Origin of the sequence: Massilia niastensis DSM 21313, from assembly GCF_000382345.1 — a bacterium.
Classification (GTDB): domain Bacteria; phylum Pseudomonadota; class Gammaproteobacteria; order Burkholderiales; family Burkholderiaceae_D; genus Telluria; species Telluria niastensis.
Map to the genome: position 1 here is coordinate 99,223 of NZ_KB908085.1, position 17,184 is coordinate 116,406.

Annotated in this window: 17 protein-coding genes; 7 read left to right on the forward strand and 10 right to left on the reverse strand. The window is 65.3% G+C overall.

The genetic code is table 11. The features are described 5' to 3' along the window. The first annotated feature begins 44 nt into the window (after positions 1–44). The 5 genes from H162_RS0108060 to H162_RS0108080 all read left to right on the forward strand — a co-directional run bounded on the left by H162_RS0108060 (position 45) and on the right by H162_RS0108080 (position 5,948). Entirely contained in the window at positions 45–1,400 is a 1,356-nt protein-coding gene (locus H162_RS0108060; protein ID WP_051109899.1) for an MFS transporter, read from the forward strand. A 58-nt stretch (positions 1,401–1,458) separates the two neighbouring features. Next, positions 1,459–2,367, forward strand: coding sequence for a dihydrodipicolinate synthase family protein (locus H162_RS0108065; RefSeq protein ID WP_020652947.1), 909 nt, complete (start codon positions 1,459–1,461; stop codon positions 2,365–2,367). Then, positions 2,367–3,863, forward strand: coding sequence for an aldehyde dehydrogenase (locus H162_RS0108070; protein WP_020652948.1), 1,497 nt, complete (start codon positions 2,367–2,369; stop codon positions 3,861–3,863). Before H162_RS0108065 ends, H162_RS0108070 begins: the two co-directional genes overlap by 1 nt. Before the next feature lie 72 nt (positions 3,864–3,935). Beyond that, positions 3,936–4,841, forward strand: coding sequence for an aromatic amino acid DMT transporter YddG (yddG, locus tag H162_RS0108075; protein WP_020652949.1), 906 nt, complete (start codon positions 3,936–3,938; stop codon positions 4,839–4,841). 123 nt (positions 4,842–4,964) lie between these two features. Beyond that, complete coding sequence (locus H162_RS0108080) at positions 4,965–5,948, forward strand: porin (protein ID WP_020652950.1); 984 nt, start codon at positions 4,965–4,967, stop codon at positions 5,946–5,948. A gap of 101 nt (positions 5,949–6,049) precedes the next feature. On the opposite strand, the gene catA is transcribed toward H162_RS0108080, so the two are convergent. The 8 genes from catA to H162_RS0108120 form a co-directional block, all read right to left on the reverse strand. Beyond that, complete coding sequence (catA, locus tag H162_RS0108085) at positions 6,050–6,961, reverse strand: catechol 1,2-dioxygenase (protein ID WP_020652951.1); 912 nt, start codon at positions 6,959–6,961, stop codon at positions 6,050–6,052. Positions 6,962–6,997: 36 nt separating this feature from the next. Continuing rightward, entirely contained in the window at positions 6,998–8,059 is a 1,062-nt protein-coding gene (locus tag H162_RS0108090) for an NADH:ubiquinone reductase (Na(+)-transporting) subunit F (protein WP_020652952.1), read from the reverse strand. 11 nt (positions 8,060–8,070) lie between these two features. Further along, positions 8,071–8,433, reverse strand: coding sequence for a phenol hydroxylase subunit P4 (locus H162_RS0108095; protein ID WP_020652953.1), 363 nt, complete (start codon positions 8,431–8,433; stop codon positions 8,071–8,073). 21 nt (positions 8,434–8,454) lie between these two features. Next, entirely contained in the window at positions 8,455–10,014 is a 1,560-nt protein-coding gene (locus H162_RS0108100; protein ID WP_020652954.1) for an aromatic/alkene/methane monooxygenase hydroxylase/oxygenase subunit alpha, read from the reverse strand. A gap of 21 nt (positions 10,015–10,035) precedes the next feature. Beyond that, on the reverse strand, positions 10,036–10,308 hold the full coding sequence (locus H162_RS0108105) for an MmoB/DmpM family protein (RefSeq protein WP_020652955.1): 273 nt from the start codon (positions 10,306–10,308) through the stop codon (positions 10,036–10,038). After that, the gene (locus H162_RS0108110) at positions 10,305–11,312 is read right to left on the reverse strand and encodes an aromatic/alkene monooxygenase hydroxylase subunit beta (protein WP_020652956.1); all 1,008 of its coding nucleotides are present in this window, start codon (positions 11,310–11,312) and stop codon (positions 10,305–10,307) included. Before H162_RS0108110 ends, H162_RS0108105 begins: the two co-directional genes overlap by 4 nt. Before the next feature lie 11 nt (positions 11,313–11,323). Further along, positions 11,324–11,587, reverse strand: coding sequence for a phenol hydroxylase subunit (locus H162_RS33145; protein ID WP_026354393.1), 264 nt, complete (start codon positions 11,585–11,587; stop codon positions 11,324–11,326). Between the two features lie 499 nt (positions 11,588–12,086). After that, positions 12,087–13,778: a sigma-54-dependent Fis family transcriptional regulator gene (locus tag H162_RS0108120; RefSeq protein WP_020652958.1), complete on the reverse strand. Its 1,692-nt coding sequence runs from the start codon at positions 13,776–13,778 to the stop codon at positions 12,087–12,089. Between the two features lie 227 nt (positions 13,779–14,005). Here H162_RS0108120 and H162_RS0108125 point away from each other — a divergent pair, with 227 nt between their 5' ends. After that, a complete protein-coding gene (locus H162_RS0108125; RefSeq protein WP_026354394.1) occupies positions 14,006–14,884 on the forward strand; it encodes a SphA family protein in 879 nt (292 codons plus the stop codon). Between the two features lie 85 nt (positions 14,885–14,969). Beyond that, on the forward strand, positions 14,970–15,566 hold the full coding sequence (locus H162_RS0108130; RefSeq protein WP_020652960.1) for an AAA family ATPase: 597 nt from the start codon (positions 14,970–14,972) through the stop codon (positions 15,564–15,566). Here H162_RS0108130 and H162_RS0108135 read toward each other — a convergent pair. Together H162_RS0108135 and H162_RS0108140 are read right to left on the reverse strand one after the other, a co-directional pair. After that, positions 15,547–16,128: a gamma-glutamylcyclotransferase gene (locus H162_RS0108135; RefSeq protein WP_020652961.1), complete on the reverse strand. Its 582-nt coding sequence runs from the start codon at positions 16,126–16,128 to the stop codon at positions 15,547–15,549. The genes H162_RS0108130 and H162_RS0108135 overlap by 20 nt on opposite strands. Before the next feature lie 69 nt (positions 16,129–16,197). Next, positions 16,198–17,109 carry a LysR family transcriptional regulator gene (locus tag H162_RS0108140; RefSeq protein WP_020652962.1) on the reverse strand — a complete coding sequence of 304 codons (912 nt, stop codon included), beginning with the start codon at positions 17,107–17,109 and terminating at the stop codon, positions 16,198–16,200. Positions 17,110–17,184 lie beyond the last annotated feature (75 nt).

The following is a 17,184-nucleotide window of genomic DNA, read 5'->3' on the forward strand; positions in this document are numbered from 1 at the left end:
ATTCGTATCCGCAGAACTATTAATACACCAGGAGACAATCTGCCATGAGTAACAGCGCCGTATATTCCAAAAACAGTCCTTTAATATCCATCGAAGATGTTCCATTAAATTGGTTCCACCAGTTGATGACCTTGCGCGCAGGCGGAGGATGGATTCTCGATGGCTATATTCTGAGCATTATTGGCGTGGCTATCGTGCAGTTTTCGGATTACCTGAAACTGGATTCGTTCTGGCAGGGGATGGTGGCTGCCTCGGCCATGCTCGGCACTTTTTTCAGCGGATTCCTGGGTGGCTGGCTGACCGACAAGCTGGGGCGCCGACGCCTGTTCTTCGTTGGCCCGATCCTGTTCATCGTGGGTTCCCTGGGGTCGCTCTGGGTCGAATCGGGCATGGCCTTGTTCATTCTCCGCTTCCTGGTCGGCATGGGGGTGGGCCTGGAATATCCCGTGGCAGGTTCGCTGCTGACGGAGTTCTTGCCGCAGAAGAATCGTGGTCCGCGCCTGGCCGGCCTGACCATCCTGTGGTTTGTCGGCGCCGCACTGTCTTACATCATCGGTAACTTCATCCTGGCCCACGGTGGGGAGGAGGGATGGCGCCTGGTGCTGGCAAGCTCCGCGGTGATCGGCCTGCTGCTGTTGCTGGTACGCCTGGGAACGCCCGAATCGCCGCGCTGGCTGGTCAGCAAGGGACGCTTTGCCGAGGCGGACCGGGTCATCAAGAAGGTGTATGGCCCGTCGTTTTCGGTGGCAAACATGCCCAAGGAAGATTCGGAAAAGAAGGTGTCGCTGGGTGACTTGATGCACTCCGGCTATGGCAAGCGCATGCTGTTCGTGATCGTCTTCTGGACTGCTGCGGTGGTACCGATGTTTGCCGTGTATTCCTTCGCTCCCGTGGTCCTGCAGGCGCTGAACCTGAAAGGCAACTGGGCTGCCTATGGTTCGGTGCTCATCACCCTGCTGTTCGTCGTCGGCTGCGTGATCGCTACCCGCCTGATCGATGTCATGGGCCGCCGGCCTCTCGTCATCCACAGCTTCCTGTGGTCCAGCCTGGCGCTGTTGGGATTGGGCGCCTTCTCGAACGGGGCGGAGATCGTGGTTCTGCTGATGTTCGGCGCCTATGCGCTCTTTATCGGCGGCGCCCAGGTGCTCGAACTGGTGTACCCCAACGAGCTGTTCCCCACCGAAATCCGCGCATTCGCGGTAGGCATCGGCTCATCGATGACACGCGTCGGTTCTGCCGTGGGCACATGGATGGTGCCGTTTTCCCTGCACAGCATCGGCATCGGCAACACCATGTATGCGGCTGCGGCGGTATCGATCGTCGGCCTGGTCGCTTCAATCTGGCTGGCGCCCGAGACGCGCGGCATGAGCCTCGAACAGGCGTCGTCGCTCAAGCGCTGATTCTGCTTCCACCCTGGATTTGACGAAATCGTCCTTACCTCATTTAAAAGAGATCATCATGAAATTCGAAGGCATCTATACCCCCGCGATCACCCCCCTGAACGCCGCTGGCGCAATCGACAGGACGGCATTTGCCGACGTGCTGGAGTACCTGGTCGCCGAAGGCGTCCACGGCATCATCATCGCAGGCTCGACCGGCGAGTATTACGCCCACACGACACAGGAACGTCTCGAGCTCGCAGCCTTGGCCAAGGAAGTGATCGGCGCGCGCACGCAGCTGATCATCGGCACCGGCGCGATCCGCACCGAGGAATCCGTCGAGTACGCCAAGCTGGCCAAGGAGATCAAGGCCGATGCCATCCTGGTGGGAACGCCGCCGTATGCGCTGCCGACCGAGCAGGAGAATGCGGCCCATGCGCTGGCCATCGACCAGGCCGCAGGCCTGCCCATCATGCTCTACAACTATCCGGGCCGCATGGGCATGTCGATGGGCCGCGAGTTTTTCCGCACCGTGACGCAGGCGTCGAAGAATGTCGTTGCGATCAAGGAAAGCTCGGGCCAGACCGGACAACTGCACATGCTGGCGCGTGAGTTTCCCGGCATTAGCCTCTCCTGCGGCTGGGATGACCAGGCCCTGGAGTTCTTCGCCTGGGGCGCGCGCAGCTGGGTGTGCGCCGGCTCGAACTTCATCCCGCGCGAGCACATCGCGCTGTACCAGGCCTGCGCCGTCGACAAGGATTTCGACAAGGGCCGCCGCATCATGTCGGCCATGCTGCCGCTGATGGACTTCCTGGAGGGCGGCAAGTTCGTGCAGTCGATCAAGCACGGTTGTGCGCTGGCCGGCCTGCGTCCGGGTGGCGTGCGCGCGCCTCTGCAAGGCCTCGACGACAGCGAGAAGCAGGCCTTGCAGGCCGTCGTCACCCAGCTCAAGAGCGACGTGGCAGCCATCGTCGGAGGGAAAGTCTGATGGCCGCCGAACTGTTGACCGCTGCCCAGTACACGGCCCTTGCCGGGAGCATCGCACTGCCGACGCAGGCTTTCGTCGATGGCGCCTTCCGCCCCGCGCTGTCGGGCAAGACGTTCGAGACCACGAATCCGGCTACCGGCGACGTGCTCGCGCAGATCGCTGCCTGTGGCCCCGAGGACGTGGATCTCGCCGTAGCCCATGCCAGGGCGGCATTCGAGGATGGGCGCTGGAGCCGCATGGCGCCTGCCGCGCGCAAGCACACGCTGCTGCGCTTCGCCGACCTGCTCGAGCAGCATGCGCACGAGCTGGCTGTCATGGAGAGCCTGGACAGCGGCAAGCCGATCCGGGAATGCCAGAACACCGACGTGCCCGAGACCATCCACACCATCCGCTGGCACGCCGAGCTGATCGACAAGATCTACGACCACACGGCCCCGGTGGGTTCGAACGCGCTGGCCCTGGTGGTGCGCGAGCCCATCGGCGTGGTCGGCCTGGTCCTGCCCTGGAACTTCCCGCTGCTGATGCTGGCCTGGAAGATCGGGCCGTCCCTGGCGGCAGGATGCTCGATCGTCGTCAAGCCAGCCAAGGAAACCACCTTGACCGCGCTGCGCGTGGCCGAGCTGGCGCACCAGGCGGGCGTGCCTGCCGGCGTGTTCAACGTCCTGCCAGGCGGCGGCCGTGAAGTGGGCGAACCGCTGGGGCGCCACCGCGACGTCACCATGGTGAGCTTCACCGGCTCGACCGACACGGGCCGTCTGTTCCTGCACTACGCGGCCGAGTCGAACCTCAAGCGCGTGGTGCTCGAATGCGGCGGCAAGAACCCGGCCGTGGTGCTGAAGGACGTGGCGGACCTCGACACCGTGGCCCGGCACCTCGTCAACGGCGCGTTCTGGAACATGGGCGAGAACTGCTCGGCCTCGTCGCGCCTGATCGTCCATGCCGACATCAAGGCGCAACTGCTGGAGCGCATCGGCGTGCATCTGCGCGAATGGAAGATGGGCAATCCGCTCGATCCGGACAATCGCCTGGGCGCCATGGTCAGCAAGGCGCATTTCGAGAAGGTGCGTTCCTATCTCGAGCAGGCCGCAGCGGAAAAGCTGAAGCTGGCCTTCGGCGGCGAGACCGAGCAGGGCATCTACGTGCAGCCCACCGTGGTCGATGGCGTGGGCCAGGCCAGCCGCCTGTTCCAAGAGGAAATCTTCGGCCCCGTGCTCTCGGTCACGACCTTCACCACGATCGACGAGGCCATTTCCCTGGCTAACGACTCAGTGTATGGCCTCGCAGCCTCGGTCTATACGGACGATCTGCGCAACGCGATCAAGCTGTCGCGCGAGATCCGCGCCGGCGTGGTCACGGTAAACTGCTTTGGCGAGGGCGACGTCAGCACGCCATTCGGCGGCTACAAGGAGTCGGGCTTTGGCGGCCGCGACAAATCCCAGTGGGCGCACGACCAGTACACCGAGATCAAGACCATCTGGATCGACGCCCAGGCGTGAATCCGCACCAGCAGTGAACACGGCGCCCCGCGGTAGCGGGCGCCGTGTCGCATAACCTCGAGTGACGAAACCATGAAAAACACGAACAAGGCCACGCTGATCGGCCTGGTGGCCATCTTGCTGTGGAGCTCGATTGTCGGCCTGATCCGCAGCGTCAGCGAGCACCTGGGCCCCACGGGCGGGGCCGCCATGATGTACAGCGTGGCCTCGGTATTTCTGCTGCTGTCCGTCGGCTACGTCAAGCTGAGCGAATTTCCGCGCCGCTATCTCATCTGGGGCAGCCTGCTGTTCGTGACCTATGAGCTGTGCCTGGCGCTCTCGATTGGCTATGCCAACACCGCCCGCCAGGCCATCGAGGTGGGCATGGTCAACTATCTGTGGCCAACGTTTACCATCGTCGCGGCGATCCTGTTCAACCGGCAGAAGAGCAACTTCCTGATCGTTCCCGGGTTCGTGCTGTCCATCGTCGGCATCTGCTGGGTGCTGGGCGGGGAACAGGGTCTCGATCTGGCCGGCATGCTGGCCAACGTGCGCGACAACCCCCTCAGCTACGGCCTGGCGTTTGCCGGCGCATTGCTCTGGGCCGCCTATTGCACCGTGACGGCCCGGATCGCGGGCGGCAAGAACGGCGTGACGCTGTTCTTCATCCTGGTCTCCGTGACCTTGTGGATCAAGTACTTGCTGGAAGGCGGCGGCCACATGGAGTTCAGCGTCGAGGCCATCGTCTACCTGGTCCTGGCCGCCGGGGCCATGGGCTTCGGTTACGGGGCGTGGAACGTGGGCATCTTGCACGGCAACGTCACGATCCTGGCAGGCGCCTCGTATTTCATCCCGGTTTTCTCCGCGGCGCTCTCGACCATCCTGTTGCGCGCACCGCTGTCCTTGGCCTTCTGGCAAGGCGCAGCCATGGTGTGCGGCGGCGCGATCCTGTGCTGGCTGGCGACGCGCGCGAAACGCGTCCTGCAAGTCGCCGACTGAGTCGGCTCCCGCAACCGTTCACATGCACACCCCGGCCACGTGCCGGGCAAGGGGGATTTTTACCCTTCGAAAAGAGGCGAGAAGAGCGCCCTGGAAAACAACGCCAATCATGGAGACTTCAACATGCACCGCAATCAAGCCCTGCTGCTGGCCTGTGCCGTCCTTGGCACGCTGGCGTCGTCGACGCCCGCCCGGGCGCAAGCCGCCGTCTCCGTCAACGGCATGCTCGATCTCGGCGTGTTTCACGGCTTCGACGGTGTGAACCAGGTGGGCACCGTCCAGCGCAGCAATATCGCCTTCTCGGGATTCGAGGATCTGGGCGGAGGTGTGAAAGCCGTGTTTCGCATGAGCACCCGCGTGGAACTGGATACCGGCATCAGCGAAGGCGCGGGTTTCAAGCCCTTCTGGCACGACGAAGCGACCGTGGGCCTGAAAGGCGGCTGGGGAACGGTGCGTGTGGGGCGTGCGATGACGGCGATGTGGGCACAGGACTGGAAGTTCGATCCTTGGGCTAACTACAACCGCATCGCCTCGCCGGCCTGGCAGCACTGGCATTACCTCACGCCCAGCGATCCTTTCGCCAACAACGGCACGGCAGAGTATGGCCGGCTGAACAACGGCATGTTTTACGACTCACCGATGGTGGGCGGCTTCACGCTGCGCTTGAGCGGGTCTCCCGAGCGCCAGCGTGAACCGGGCGCCACGGGCCGGCCGTATTCCGCCGTGCTGGAATATGAACGCAAGGCCGTGCTTCTGATGGCGGCCTTCGAGCGCAACAGCGTTGGAGACAACAATGCCTTCGTGGCAGGCAAACTCACTTTCGGCGCCGCGGCAGTCATGGCCGCTTACGACGATAGCCGCACCTTCGACGACAGCGGCATATCGCGTTCTGCCACCTTGTCAGCGACCTACCGGCTGGGCCGGACCACGCTGAAGGCGGGCTACAGCCGTCAGCGCCTGAATGCGGACACCAACTATGTCGCCTCGCTGGGCGCGGACCATGCCTTGTCCCGGCGCACCGTGCTGTACGCCAGCCTGGGACGCAAGCGCGACGCGCGCCAGGATGGGCGCACGGCGTTTGGCGTGGGGATGTCACACGCATTCTGAGTGCCGATGCGGGGGTGAATCCGGTTTTTTCATCCTGACGAGGGGATTTGTCATGGATGCGCTCTACTGCGGAGGACAGGCTTTACGCCTGTCCTCTCCGCTCACGCCTGGAAGTGCGCGCGCTCGATGTGGTCGGCGGGCAGGCCTTCCTTCTCCGCGTGCAGCCCGAAATCGAACTCGATCGTGTAGTAGGGCGCATCGACCTCCCGGGCGCGCAGCGCGGCCGGATCCTCCACCTTCTTCATCTCCGGCACCAGGCCTTCGCGGGTGGCGAAGGCGAAGTCGTCCCACAGGTAGGGATCGTTCTCGATGTTGATCTGCGTGGTCAGCTTGCGGTGGCCCGGCGCGGTCACGAAGAAGTGGATGTGCGCCGGACGGGTGCCGTGGCGGCCCAGCAGCTTGAGCAGCTTGTCGGTGGAGCCGCCCGGCGGCACGCTGTAGCCCACCGGGACCTTGCTGCGGAAACGGTAGCGGCCGTCGGCGTCGGTACGGATCGAGCGCCGCAGGTTGTACGGGCTCTGGCTCGGATCGAAGAAGGAATAGCGGCCCAGGTGGTTGGCCTGCCACACTTCCACCAGCGCGCCGGCGACCGGCTTGCCGTCCGCGCCGCGCACCTGGCCCCCCATGAACAGCACCTCGCCGGGCTGCTCGTCCTGGTCCAGGCGCGCGCTGCCCAGCGATTCGGGCGCGCCGGCGACGTACAGCGGTCCTTCGATCGTGCGCGGAGTGCCGCCCGACACGCCCTGGCGCGCTTCCGCCTCGTCCATGCGCAGGTCCAGGAAGTGTTCGATACCCAGTCCCGCCGCGATCAGTCCCCATTCGCCGTTGCGGCCGGCCTCGGTCATGTAGCTGGCGGCGCTCCAGAATTCATCGGGCTGGATGTCCAGCTCTTCGATCGTCAGGCACAGGTCGCGCACGATGCGGTTGACGATGGCCTGCACGCGCGGATTGCCGCTGGCGGTTTCGGTGCTTTCGATCTTGCTCAGCAGTGCTTCGATGGCTTGCTTGTCCATGGTGGTCTCCTGGTTGGTATGAATAATGTAACTCGCTCACAGCGCCCGGAACAGCGGGCTGCGCGCGCCTTGTCCGGCATCGGCCGCGGACAGGAATTTTTCGGTGAAGATGTCCTTCTCGAACAGCCGTCCCTGCATCAGGGCCGAGATGCTGGCTTCGATCATCGGCGGCGGGCCGCACAGGTAGGCGCGCCAGCCGCGGAAGTCCTGGCCGAAGCGGCGCGCCGCCAGCTCATGCACGTAGCCGCGTTCACCAGTCCAGCCTGACGCCGCCGGCTCGCTCGACAAGACCGGCAGGTACTCGAAGTTCGGGTGGCGCGCGCTGAGTTGCTCGAACTCGGCCCGGTAATACAGCTCGTCCAGCGTGCGCGCGCCCTGGATCAGGCGAATCTGGCGGGTGTCGCCCGATTCCAGCAGGTCCAGGACCATCGAGCGCGGGCTGGACAGCCCGGAGCCGCCGGCGATGAACAGCAGGGGGCGCGGATCGCTCTTGCGGACGAAGAACCGGCCCTGCGGTCCCGACAGCATCACGTTGTCGCCGACCGCCAGCTGCTCGTGGACGTAGGAGGTGACTTTCCCGCCCGGCACCAGCCGGATGTTCAGCTCGATTTCATTCGACGATGGCGCCGAGGCGATCGAGAAGGCGCGCGGCGCCGCCTCGCCGGCCAGCCACAGGTTCACGTACTGGCCCGGCTGGTAGGGCAGCGTGTCGCCGCCCTCGATCTCGAGGAAGACGCCCTTGATGGTCGGGGTCAGCGTGTCGATGCGCGCAACCCTGGCCCGGTAGTCCATCAGCGGCAGGCATTGCGCATCCGGATCCGGATCGATGTCGGCCTCGATGGTGATGTCCGACTGCACCGTGGCGCAGCAGGCCAGGCACTTGCCCTCGTCGCGCTCGAAGTCCATCAGCGCAAAGGGCGAGGCCTCGCCGTGTTCCAGCTCTCCGCCGCTGGTCTGCACCTTGCAGGTGCCGCACAGGCCGTGGCCGCAGGCGTGCGGCAGCCACACGCCCGCACGCAGGCAGGCGTCCAGGATGGTCTGGCCTTCGGCCACGTCGACCGTCTGGCCCAGCGGCTCGATCGTCAGTTGGTAGCTCATGCTGCTCTCCTTCAGTTGCCGCTGCCGCCGATGCCGGTGAGTTCCGGGGTTCGCAGGCGCAGCACGGATTTGTGGCCCAGGCCGTTGGCGGCCAGGCTGGCGTCGAGGTCGGGCATGAAGGGTTCGCCGGAGCGCAGCCAGCTGGCCGTGTTCCAGTCGATGGAGGCGCCTTCGGGGTGCGCCGCCAGCAGCGGCTGCAGCACCTCGCTCACCAGCGCCCTGAACGGCATGGCGGGCGGCAGGGGCAGGGTGAACGGGCTGCAGAACAGCATGTGGCGGTCCCACCCGAAGTACACGAGCTGGTTGCCGTGGAAGTTCTCGACGCGGTCGCGGACTTCGCCCTGGTAGTCGGGTGCTAATGCGATCACTGGCATGATGGTCTCCTCGCGTGCCGCTCAGGCGGCGCTGTCGTTGTTGTTGGTGTTGGCGGTCCAGCGCTCCCAGTTGGCGCGGTCCGCGGATTCGGCGTAGTCGCCGGCGTCTTCGGGTTTCAGGTGGTACCAGTCCAGCACCTCCGGCAGCGTCGGGCCGCCGCAATTGCCCTGGAAGATCTGGTGCACCGGCAGCCAGGCCTGCACGTACTTCTCCGGCTCGTCCTTGAAGATGTCGCAGCAGCCGTCCGAGCAGAAGTGGTAGCTGTCGCCCTTGTGCTTCGCTTCGCGGTAGCAGATCTGCGTCGGGTCGCCCGGCTCGGGGAAGGCCATCGGGATCTGGCACACCTGGCACAGCATCGGCAGGCCAGGATTGGACCAGCGCTTGCCGGCCTTCTGCTGTTCCTGCCAGTAGCGCAGGCGCGGCAGGTAATGCTGTTCGAAGCTGTCCGGATACTGTTCCTTCAGCCATGCCAGCTCGCTTTCCTCCGGCACCCAGGTGTGGAAGGCGGCGGCGTGGTTGAAGTTGTAGAAGATCGACCAGGCGATGTGCGACAGGTGGTCCTTTTCCTGCGCGGCCTGCTCGTGGTACTTGGGCATGCGTATTCCGTAGCGGGCCAGGTCCGCGAACAGGGCGCCGCCATTCTGCTCGAAGTAGATCTCCCAGGCTTCCTTCCAGCTCATCACGCGCTTCGGCAGCATGTAGTCCATCATCATCGACACCAGGGTGAGCAGGCGGTAGCCGCGCCAGAACCACTTGTCCACCCACTTCTGGATGATCGGCAGGTTGGCCGGATCCTGCTCCAGCATGAACTTCACGACTTCCAGGCCGAGCGTCATGTGGCGCGATTCGTCGGACTGGGCGGAGAAGCCGAAGGTGACGGTGGCCATGTCGCCGTTGTAGGCCGCGCCGGACATGAAGGGCATGAACAGCAGGTTGGTCAGCACGTATTCGAACGAGAACGAGATCGAGGTGATGAACTCGAACGGGCCGGCCGTCATCGCGTCCTCGAAGTAGGACTTGGGCACCGACAGGTACCACAGGCGGTCGTGCATGTGGCGCCAGTCCGCGAAGCCGTTGAAGAACTTGTTGTACTGGCTGATGGTGTGGACCTGGGTCTGGCAGTGGCGCAGTTCGTCCACCGACTGCATCTGGCAGGCCACGCGGGCGCCCGCGCCGCGCAGGTTGCGGCCGGCCATGGCGAAGCCGCGGTGGGCGGCGTATTCCAGCGGCGAGACCCCGGTCAGGAACAGCTTGAGCGCGTTCACATAGCGCGCGTCCGTGACGTTCAGCTGGCCGTTGTTCTGCTGGAAGGCGTCGATGATGGCGTACAGCTTGCGCTCTTTCTCGGACTGGAATTTCCAGTAGGCGTCCATGGTCATGCGGAAGGGATCCTCCCAGCCGTCCCAGTTGTGGATGACGATGCCTTCGAATGTATCGTGCGGGAAGACGGCGTCCATCGCCTGGTAGCTGGTGTCCCAGCCCAGGTCGCGGGTCAGCAGGGCGTACTTGTCCTTCAAGGACATCTTGGCCGCCGGCTTGGCGGTCGCCTGGTCCGGCGCTGCCTTGGTTACGGTGTTCATTGCTTGTCTCCTTTGTTGTATTCAGCGCCAGGCCAGCACGAACTGGTCTTCGGTTTCGTCGATGTTGCCGGCCAGTGAGATCAGGCCCAGCTGCAGTTCCTGCATGTCCCAGTTGCGGCCGATCAGGTCTTCGATGGTGGCGCGGTTGATCTCCAGGCGGCCCGGCGCATCGATCTTCACCATGGCCGGGTAGCGGTGCACGGTGGCGTGCGGGTTGTCGGCCTCGATGGCGTCGATGATGGAACGGGTGTCGTCGTTGGTCTGCAGGGCGATGAAGACGAGTTGGGTGCTCACGATGCGGCTCCTTCGCGGGTGAGGCCAAGGGTGGCCAGGCGTTTCTCCAGCGGCGCCGAGACGGCCGCCAGCACGTCGCCGCCGTCCTCGCCGAACAGGCGGCCGGCGATGGGCGCCAGCGCGCCGGCGAAGCGGTCCAGCCATTCGAAGGCGAAGCGCGAGAGGACGGCTGCGTTGGCGCTGCTTTCCTGGGCGGCGGTCTTCACCACCGCATCGACCCAGCGGGTGGTCTCCGCGTACCACGCCTGCATGAAGTCGGTGGCCAGGGCGTAGGAGGGGCCGTGCCGGGTCGCCAGCTGGGTGTCGAGCTTCTGGTAGAACAGCGGGTAGACCAGGGCGTCGAACACCAGGTTCTGCGCGACGAACAGCTCGAACCAGTCCTGGCGCACCAGCAGGTCTTCCACCGCATGGCGGGTGGGCTGCCATGCCGGGTCCTGCAGCCATGCGGCCTTGGCTGCGTCGACCGCGGGCTTGCCGCCGATGAGCAGGCCGATGCGGGTGAGGTACTGGGCCAGGGCCAGGCGGTCCATGGTGTGGAACATGGACGCTTCCGTGATGGCGGAGCCGTAGCCGTAGGCGGTGATGGACGCGTTGTTCATGTTGGCGGCCCACTCGGCATGCCGCAGCACGACCACGGTGGAGGCCAGCAGCTCCCTCACATCGTCGGGCAGGCTGGCCAGCAGGGCGCGCTGTTCGATGAACTCCAGGTTCCTTTCCATCGATTCCTGCTGGCGCGCGCGGGTGTTCACCCAGGTGCCGTAGTAGAACTGGCGCGGGTCCTTCAGCGCATACCAGTCCGCCATGACGACCGCGGTGCGGCGCCTGTCGTACAGCTCGTACTGCGGCTGCCACAGCGGGCGGTAATGGAAGCTGGTTTCAGGCTGCAGGTCGAACATCGCTTCCTGGTAGCGGGTGGCCGGCTTGTCCGCACCCAGCCGGCGGGCGATGTGGGCGAAGGTCTGCCGCACCGGCTTGATGCTGTCTGTCCGAATGTCGATTTGCATGCTGTTGTCTCCTAGGTGTTGTAGTCGCGGGCTGTTTCTGCGCTGCCCGGGACGCTGTCGTGCCAGTGGCGCCGTTCGTGCTCGAGCTGCGCGGGTGAGGCGTCCGGCAGGACGATGGCGTGCTGCTGGCGCAGGAAGGCTTCGTATTGCGCCGGACGCATGGTGAGTTCCACGCACAGGTCCGGGTCGCCGATGGAAAATTCGAACTGCACCCAGCCGGCGTCGCGCGAGGTCACGCGCACGAAGCGGCTGGGTACGTGGGGTGCTTGATGCATGTCTCCTCCTGTTTTTTCTGGTGCCGCCACAGCTGTTTAGCAATGCGCGTGCCAGGGAGGTAAGTCCTTGAATTTACAAGTGAAGCAGCGCCAGACCCCGGCTTGGGACAGCGCGCGGGTTCATGATTTCATGAGGTGCCGAGGCGGGGCCTTCAGCAAATGCGCAGGCAGGGGCGACGCCGGGCGCGGAAGAGCGACATTCAGGGTCAGGTCTGTCATTCGGACACCGATCGAGCACCTTTGCTCTATCTCAAAATGCTGAGTTTTTTATCCAAAACTCGTCAATGCTCGGCTCACAGTTGTCACCGGAACCTGCGCATCACGGACAATGTCGGAAAGACGAAAAAGGTCTCAACATGCTTAGAACCGTTCTGAGATTTCGCAAGGCTTGTGCGTCCATGTCCGAATGACAGATCTGACCCCGAATGCCCTGGGGCGGGGCCTTCAAATGCGCGGGAGGGAAGAAAAACGCCCGGGGTGATGCCGGGCGGGCGGGGGCTTATTTGAGGCCGTTGAGCTTGTCCAGCCGATAGGCCAGTTGCGGACGCGTGATGCCGAGCAGGCGGGCGGCGTGGGTGATGTTGCCGTCGGCCTTGGCCATGGCGGTGCGGATCAGGCGCGCTTCGAGGCGGTTCAGGCTGAAGTCCTCGCCGAGCAGCCGTTCGCACAGTTCGTCGGGGCCGGCCTTCGCGGCAGGGGCGGGCGGCGCCTGCAGGCGGCCGGAAGGGGCGACGGCTTTCATGCCGCCGGGTTCGGCCAGCGCGGGGAACAGCACGTGCACGTCGATCATCTGGTTGCTGTCGGTGAGGATGACGCCGCGCTCGATCATGTTCTCCAGTTCGCGGATGTTGCCCGGCCACTGGTAGTGCATCAGCGCCTGCATGGTCTTGTCCGAGACGCCCAGCGTGCGCTTGTTGTACATGGTGTTGTACTTGCTGATGAAGTGCTCCGTCAGCAGGGCGATATCATCGGTGCGCTCGCGCAGGGGCGGTATGTGGACCGGGTAGACGTTCAGGCGGTAGTACAGGTCGGCCCTGAACTTCCCCTTCGCCACGGCCTCTTTCAGGTCCTCGTTGGTGGCGGCCACGATGCGCACGTCGATCCTGTGGCTGTGCGTGCCGCCCACCCGTTCCAGTTCCCCTTCCTGCAGCACGCGCAGCAGCGAGGCCTGGGCGCGCGGGGACAGTTCGACCACTTCGTCGAGGAAGATGGTGCCCCGGTCGGCCCGCTCGAACTTGCCGGGGCGGCTGACCGCGGCGCCGGTATACGCGCCTTTCTCCACCCCGAACAGTTCCGCCTCGATCAGGTCCGGCGGGATGCAGGCGCAGTTGATCGCCACGAAGGGCTGGCCCGCGCGCGGCGAGGCGGCGTGCAGGCCGCGTGCGAACACTTCCTTGCCCACGCCGGTCTCGCCCAGCAGCAGCACATTGGCGCGGCTGGCGGCCGCGCGGCGTATCAGCTGGCTGGCTTCCCTGAAGGCGCGCGAGCGCCCGACGGAATTGGCCAGGGTGTCCTGCTTGCCGGCCCGGATGGTCTCCTGCAGTTCGCTTACCTGGCTTTGCAGGGCGAACAGCTCTTCGGCGATGGAATTGCGCAGCAGTAGCTGCTCCGTCTCGGCGTGGTCTTCCCATTCCTCGGCGGGCTTGCCGACGATTTCGCAGTGCGCGCTGCCGCAGCCGGCGCAGGCGACTTCCTTGTAGATGATGGGGCGGCCCATGAAGTAGGTGGTGTAGCCGCTGGCGTAGCCCAGCTGGCTCCAGCATACCGGATCCTTGCTGATGTCGTGATGCTGGAGGTAGACCTGGGCCTCGAAGGAATTGCGCCATTCGAAGCGGCCGAAGAAGCTTCCCTTGTCCAGGTCGAAATCCAGCTCCAGCGGAATGACGTGCACCAGCCCGCGTATGCTGTGCAGCTGCGGGCCCACCATGAAGGCCTCCTCGGTCGGCAGGTCGGGGCGCAGCTTGCGCGCGAGCTCCGCGTCGCGCAGGCCGGACTGGTACCCGAAGCGCATCAGCAGCGCGCGGGCGCGCTGGATGCCGATGCTCTCCACCAGTTCATCGCGCAGCAGGCCCCAGGCGGCGGCCTGGTTGAGCATCACGCGCTGCTCGTGCAGCCAGATCGTGCCCTGGTCGGGATCGAAACGGATCTGCGCCAGCAGATCCTCGTTGGATGGTAACTGCGGGGTCTCCACTGCAACGACTCCAGTTGGTTTATCAATCTTGTCGGGCAATGGTGCCACAGTTGCAGCGCCTCGTCAGCGGGCATTTTTTCGGCCCCCGGCGCCTGATCATTTGATGAAGCCAGCCTCACCAAATGATGAAGTGCCGGGCCGGGAACCGCGCCTATCCGCCCTGCGCAGGCATGGCACGGTCGTTGCGTACTCGTTTGCCGCCATGACAACACAACAGAGGAGACGACATGCAACGAACAACCATGATTGCACCCGCACTGATGCTGGCTTGCGGCGCTGCCTGCGCCACGGAAGGCGCCGGCCTGGGGGTGTATCCCGACGGCCTGGAGAACTTCATGTCCGGCGCCCTGCCGCCGCCGGGCCTGTACGGCATCGCCTACGGCGGCCACCTGCGCTACGACTCGGTGCGCGACGGGGAAGGGAAGCGGGTGGACGTTCCCAACTTCGGGGTCCGGGTGGGCGTGGTCGCGCCGCGGCTGGTATGGGTGACCGGGCGCACCTTGCTGGGCGGGCAGTTGGCCTTCCATGCGGTGGCGCCGCTGCTGGACGTGGATGTGCGCGCCGGCGCCGGGCGCTGGAAGAGCAGCGGGCTGGGGGACATGACCTTCGGCGCGGCGCTCGGCTATCACGCCTCGCCCAGCCTGCACTACCTGGTGTCGCTGGATGTGGTGGCGCCCACCGGCCGCTACGCGCGCGACGATCCTGCGAGCCTGGGTAAGAATGTGTGGACGGTGCAGCCGGTGCTGGCGCTCAGCTACGTCAAGGCGCGGGGATGGAACCTGGACCTGAAGGCCATGGTCGACTTCAACCGCAGCAACCGCGATACCGGTACCCGTTCGGGCCGCGCGCTGCACGCCGATTATGCGCTGGGCTGGGGCTTCGGGAATGGCTGGGTGGCGGGGCTGGGCGGGCATGGGTACCGGCAGTTCGGTGACGATACGGGGCCCGGCGCCGCGGGACGGGCGCGCGCCTTTGCGGTGGGGCCGGTGCTGAAGTACGACAGCGGCAAGGGATGGTTCCTGACCGCCAAGCTGCAGCGCGAGTTCGGGGTGCGCAACCGGCCGCGCGGGGAGCAGTTCCATGTGAAGGCCGTGCTGCCGCTGTAGGAGGCGAGAACAGGGACCGCCATGGAAGTTGAGCTTGCGGAGCGACTCGGCTAGGATGGTGGTCCCATATCAGCAGGAAGCACGCATGGAACAGCAGGGCGCCTCGCACCAGGGCGCGGAGATGGTGGTGTTCGTCGGCGCCGAGTCGACCGGGAAGTCGACCCTGGCGCAGCATCTGGCGCATGAACTGCATGCCGGGTTCGTGCCCGAGATCGGGCGCTTCATCTGGGAGGAAAAGCAGGGCATCCTGGATGCCGGCGACTATGTCGAGATCTCGGAGCGGCACCGCGAGGCCGAGGACGCCGCCGTCGCGGAGGCGGAGGGACCGTATGTGTTCGTCGATACCAATGCGCTGACGACCCTGCTGCTCGGGCGCTGCTTCGGCCAGGTGCCGGAACCGGTCCCGCCGGCGCTGCTGCGCCATGCCGAGGACTGCCGCACGCGCTACCTGCACCATTTCGTCTGCGCCGACGACATCCCCTACGAGGAAGAGCCGGGCGTGCGCGAGAACGCCGGCTGGCGCTCACGCATCCAGCGGCTGGTGCTGGACGACCTGGCCGCGCGCGGCATCGCCCATACCGTCCTGACGGGCAGCGTGCAGGAACGCGCGGCGCGCGTCACCCGGGTGCTCGCCGCGCTGCGGGCGGCGCAGCGCGCAAGGTTTATTCCTGCGGCTGCCTGATCCCGAAGGTCGCCAGGTGGCGTTCGATCTCGAACACGTGCGGATCGGGCTTGCCCAGGTCGCGTAGCGCCTTGGCCAGCTCCAGCAGGTATTCGCTGTTCGGGCCACTCGGACCGCGCGCGCCCGCGATCTGGCGCGCGATGTCATGCTCGCTCGCCGGTCCGAGATAGGCTTCGTTCTCGTGGGTGGCGATATACACGATTCCCTCGGCGCTGCCGCCGTCCTCGAAATGCATCTCGGTCGCCAGGCGCAGGTAGCCGTTCTTCTCGCGGTGGTCGAGGTGGGCGAATTCTTCGGGCGTGACGAGGTAGGCCATGCCGTGGCAGCGGCCGCCGGGCTCCGGCGCCAGGGTCACGACCCGCCCCGGCGCGGTCTCGGTGCCGCGGTGGTCGTGCGAGCCCTGCCAGAAGCGGCGGGTCCAGCCGCCGATGCACGCCGGGCGGCGCTCGATGAAGGGGAAATCGGCCTTGAAGATCAGCGAACCATAGCCGAACAGCCAGACACTGTCGTGGTTGTCGAACTTGTCCATGCGCTGGTTGATCGCAATGGTGTTGAGGGACATCGTGGATTCCGGCAAAAGACGATGCCCTGCATTGTAGCGCGGCCCTGCCGGCCTCACAGGACGGGCAGGCTAATCGCGCGTGCGCTGCACATAATCGAACAGGAAGTCGATGAAGCTCTCCGCCGCCGGCGACAGCGAGCGTCCCGGGCGCGTGTAGACGAAGAAGCGGCGCGTCAGCACCGGCTCCTCGAGCGGGCGCATCTCCAGTCCGTACAGCGTCGCCAGCTGCTGTGCATAGGGCAGGCAGGCGGTCACGCCGAGGCCCGCGCTGGCCATCGCCAGCGCCGTGGTCATGAAGGTGACCTCGTTGGCCGGCTTGAGCGCGGGTTTGAGCGATGCGTCGCGCAATGTCCCATGCATGTCGTCGAGCAGGCGCTCGGTGAACTGCCCCTGCAGCGAGATGAACGGATAGCGCGCCACGTCGCGCCAGGTGACGCGCGCCTGGCGCGCCAGTTCGTGCCCCTTCGGGAACACCAGGGCGAAGGGCATCTCGAACAGCAGGCGCGCTTCCAGCTGCGGGGCCGGGTCGCGTTCCGGGCCGATACCGAAGTCGGCCTCGCCGGAGAGCACGCGCGTGATCACGCTCTCGACCGCCGTATCGGCCAGCCGCACCTGGATCTCGGGGTGCAGCGCCTGGTAGGCGGCGATCACTTCCGGCAGCAGGGTGCAGGACAGCAGCTGTGGCGCCGTGATGCGCACCAGCCCCTTCTTGAGCCGCGTGTGGTCGGCCACGTTAGCCAGCGCACCGTCGAGGTCATCGATCATCTGGCTAAATAGCGGATAGAGTTCGCGCCCGATGTCGGTCAGGCTGATCTTGCGCGTGCTGCGATCGATCACGCGTGCGCCGAGTGTCTGTTCCAGTTCCTTGATCAGGCCGGACAGCGCCGACTGCGTCACGTGCAGGGTCTGCGCCGCCAGCGTAAAGTGTCCTGTCCGGGCGACAGCGACGAAGGCGCGCATCTGGCGCAGGGTAGGATTCATAAGATAGTCCGATAAATCGGATGAAAAATACTGTTTGAATGATAGTACGTTTTGATTTGTAATGGCGTCTAAAGA

What these genes read in the sequence shown, in the direction of transcription:
- catA (WP_020652951.1), bottom strand. Translation starts at nt 6,961, where the DNA reads ATGGACAAGCAAGCCATCGAAGCACTGCTGAGCAAGATCGAAAGCACC.
- H162_RS0108100 (WP_020652954.1), bottom strand. Translation starts at nt 10,014, where the DNA reads ATGAACACCGTAACCAAGGCAGCGCCGGACCAGGCGACCGCCAAGCCG.
- H162_RS0108125 (WP_026354394.1), top strand. Translation starts at nt 14,006, where the DNA reads ATGCAACGAACAACCATGATTGCACCCGCACTGATGCTGGCTTGCGGC.
- H162_RS0108135 (WP_020652961.1), bottom strand. Translation starts at nt 16,128, where the DNA reads ATGTCCCTCAACACCATTGCGATCAACCAGCGCATGGACAAGTTCGAC.
- H162_RS0108070 (WP_020652948.1), top strand. Translation starts at nt 2,367, where the DNA reads ATGGCCGCCGAACTGTTGACCGCTGCCCAGTACACGGCCCTTGCCGGG.
- H162_RS0108090 (WP_020652952.1), bottom strand. Translation starts at nt 8,059, where the DNA reads ATGAGCTACCAACTGACGATCGAGCCGCTGGGCCAGACGGTCGACGTG.
- H162_RS0108130 (WP_020652960.1), top strand. Translation starts at nt 14,970, where the DNA reads ATGGAACAGCAGGGCGCCTCGCACCAGGGCGCGGAGATGGTGGTGTTC.
- H162_RS0108110 (WP_020652956.1), bottom strand. Translation starts at nt 11,312, where the DNA reads ATGCAAATCGACATTCGGACAGACAGCATCAAGCCGGTGCGGCAGACC.
- H162_RS0108065 (WP_020652947.1), top strand. Translation starts at nt 1,459, where the DNA reads ATGAAATTCGAAGGCATCTATACCCCCGCGATCACCCCCCTGAACGCC.
- H162_RS33145 (WP_026354393.1), bottom strand. Translation starts at nt 11,587, where the DNA reads ATGCATCAAGCACCCCACGTACCCAGCCGCTTCGTGCGCGTGACCTCG.
- H162_RS0108095 (WP_020652953.1), bottom strand. Translation starts at nt 8,433, where the DNA reads ATGCCAGTGATCGCATTAGCACCCGACTACCAGGGCGAAGTCCGCGAC.
- H162_RS0108060 (WP_051109899.1), top strand. Translation starts at nt 45, where the DNA reads ATGAGTAACAGCGCCGTATATTCCAAAAACAGTCCTTTAATATCCATC.
- H162_RS0108080 (WP_020652950.1), top strand. Translation starts at nt 4,965, where the DNA reads ATGCACCGCAATCAAGCCCTGCTGCTGGCCTGTGCCGTCCTTGGCACG.
- yddG (WP_020652949.1), top strand. Translation starts at nt 3,936, where the DNA reads ATGAAAAACACGAACAAGGCCACGCTGATCGGCCTGGTGGCCATCTTG.
- H162_RS0108140 (WP_020652962.1), bottom strand. Translation starts at nt 17,109, where the DNA reads ATGAATCCTACCCTGCGCCAGATGCGCGCCTTCGTCGCTGTCGCCCGG.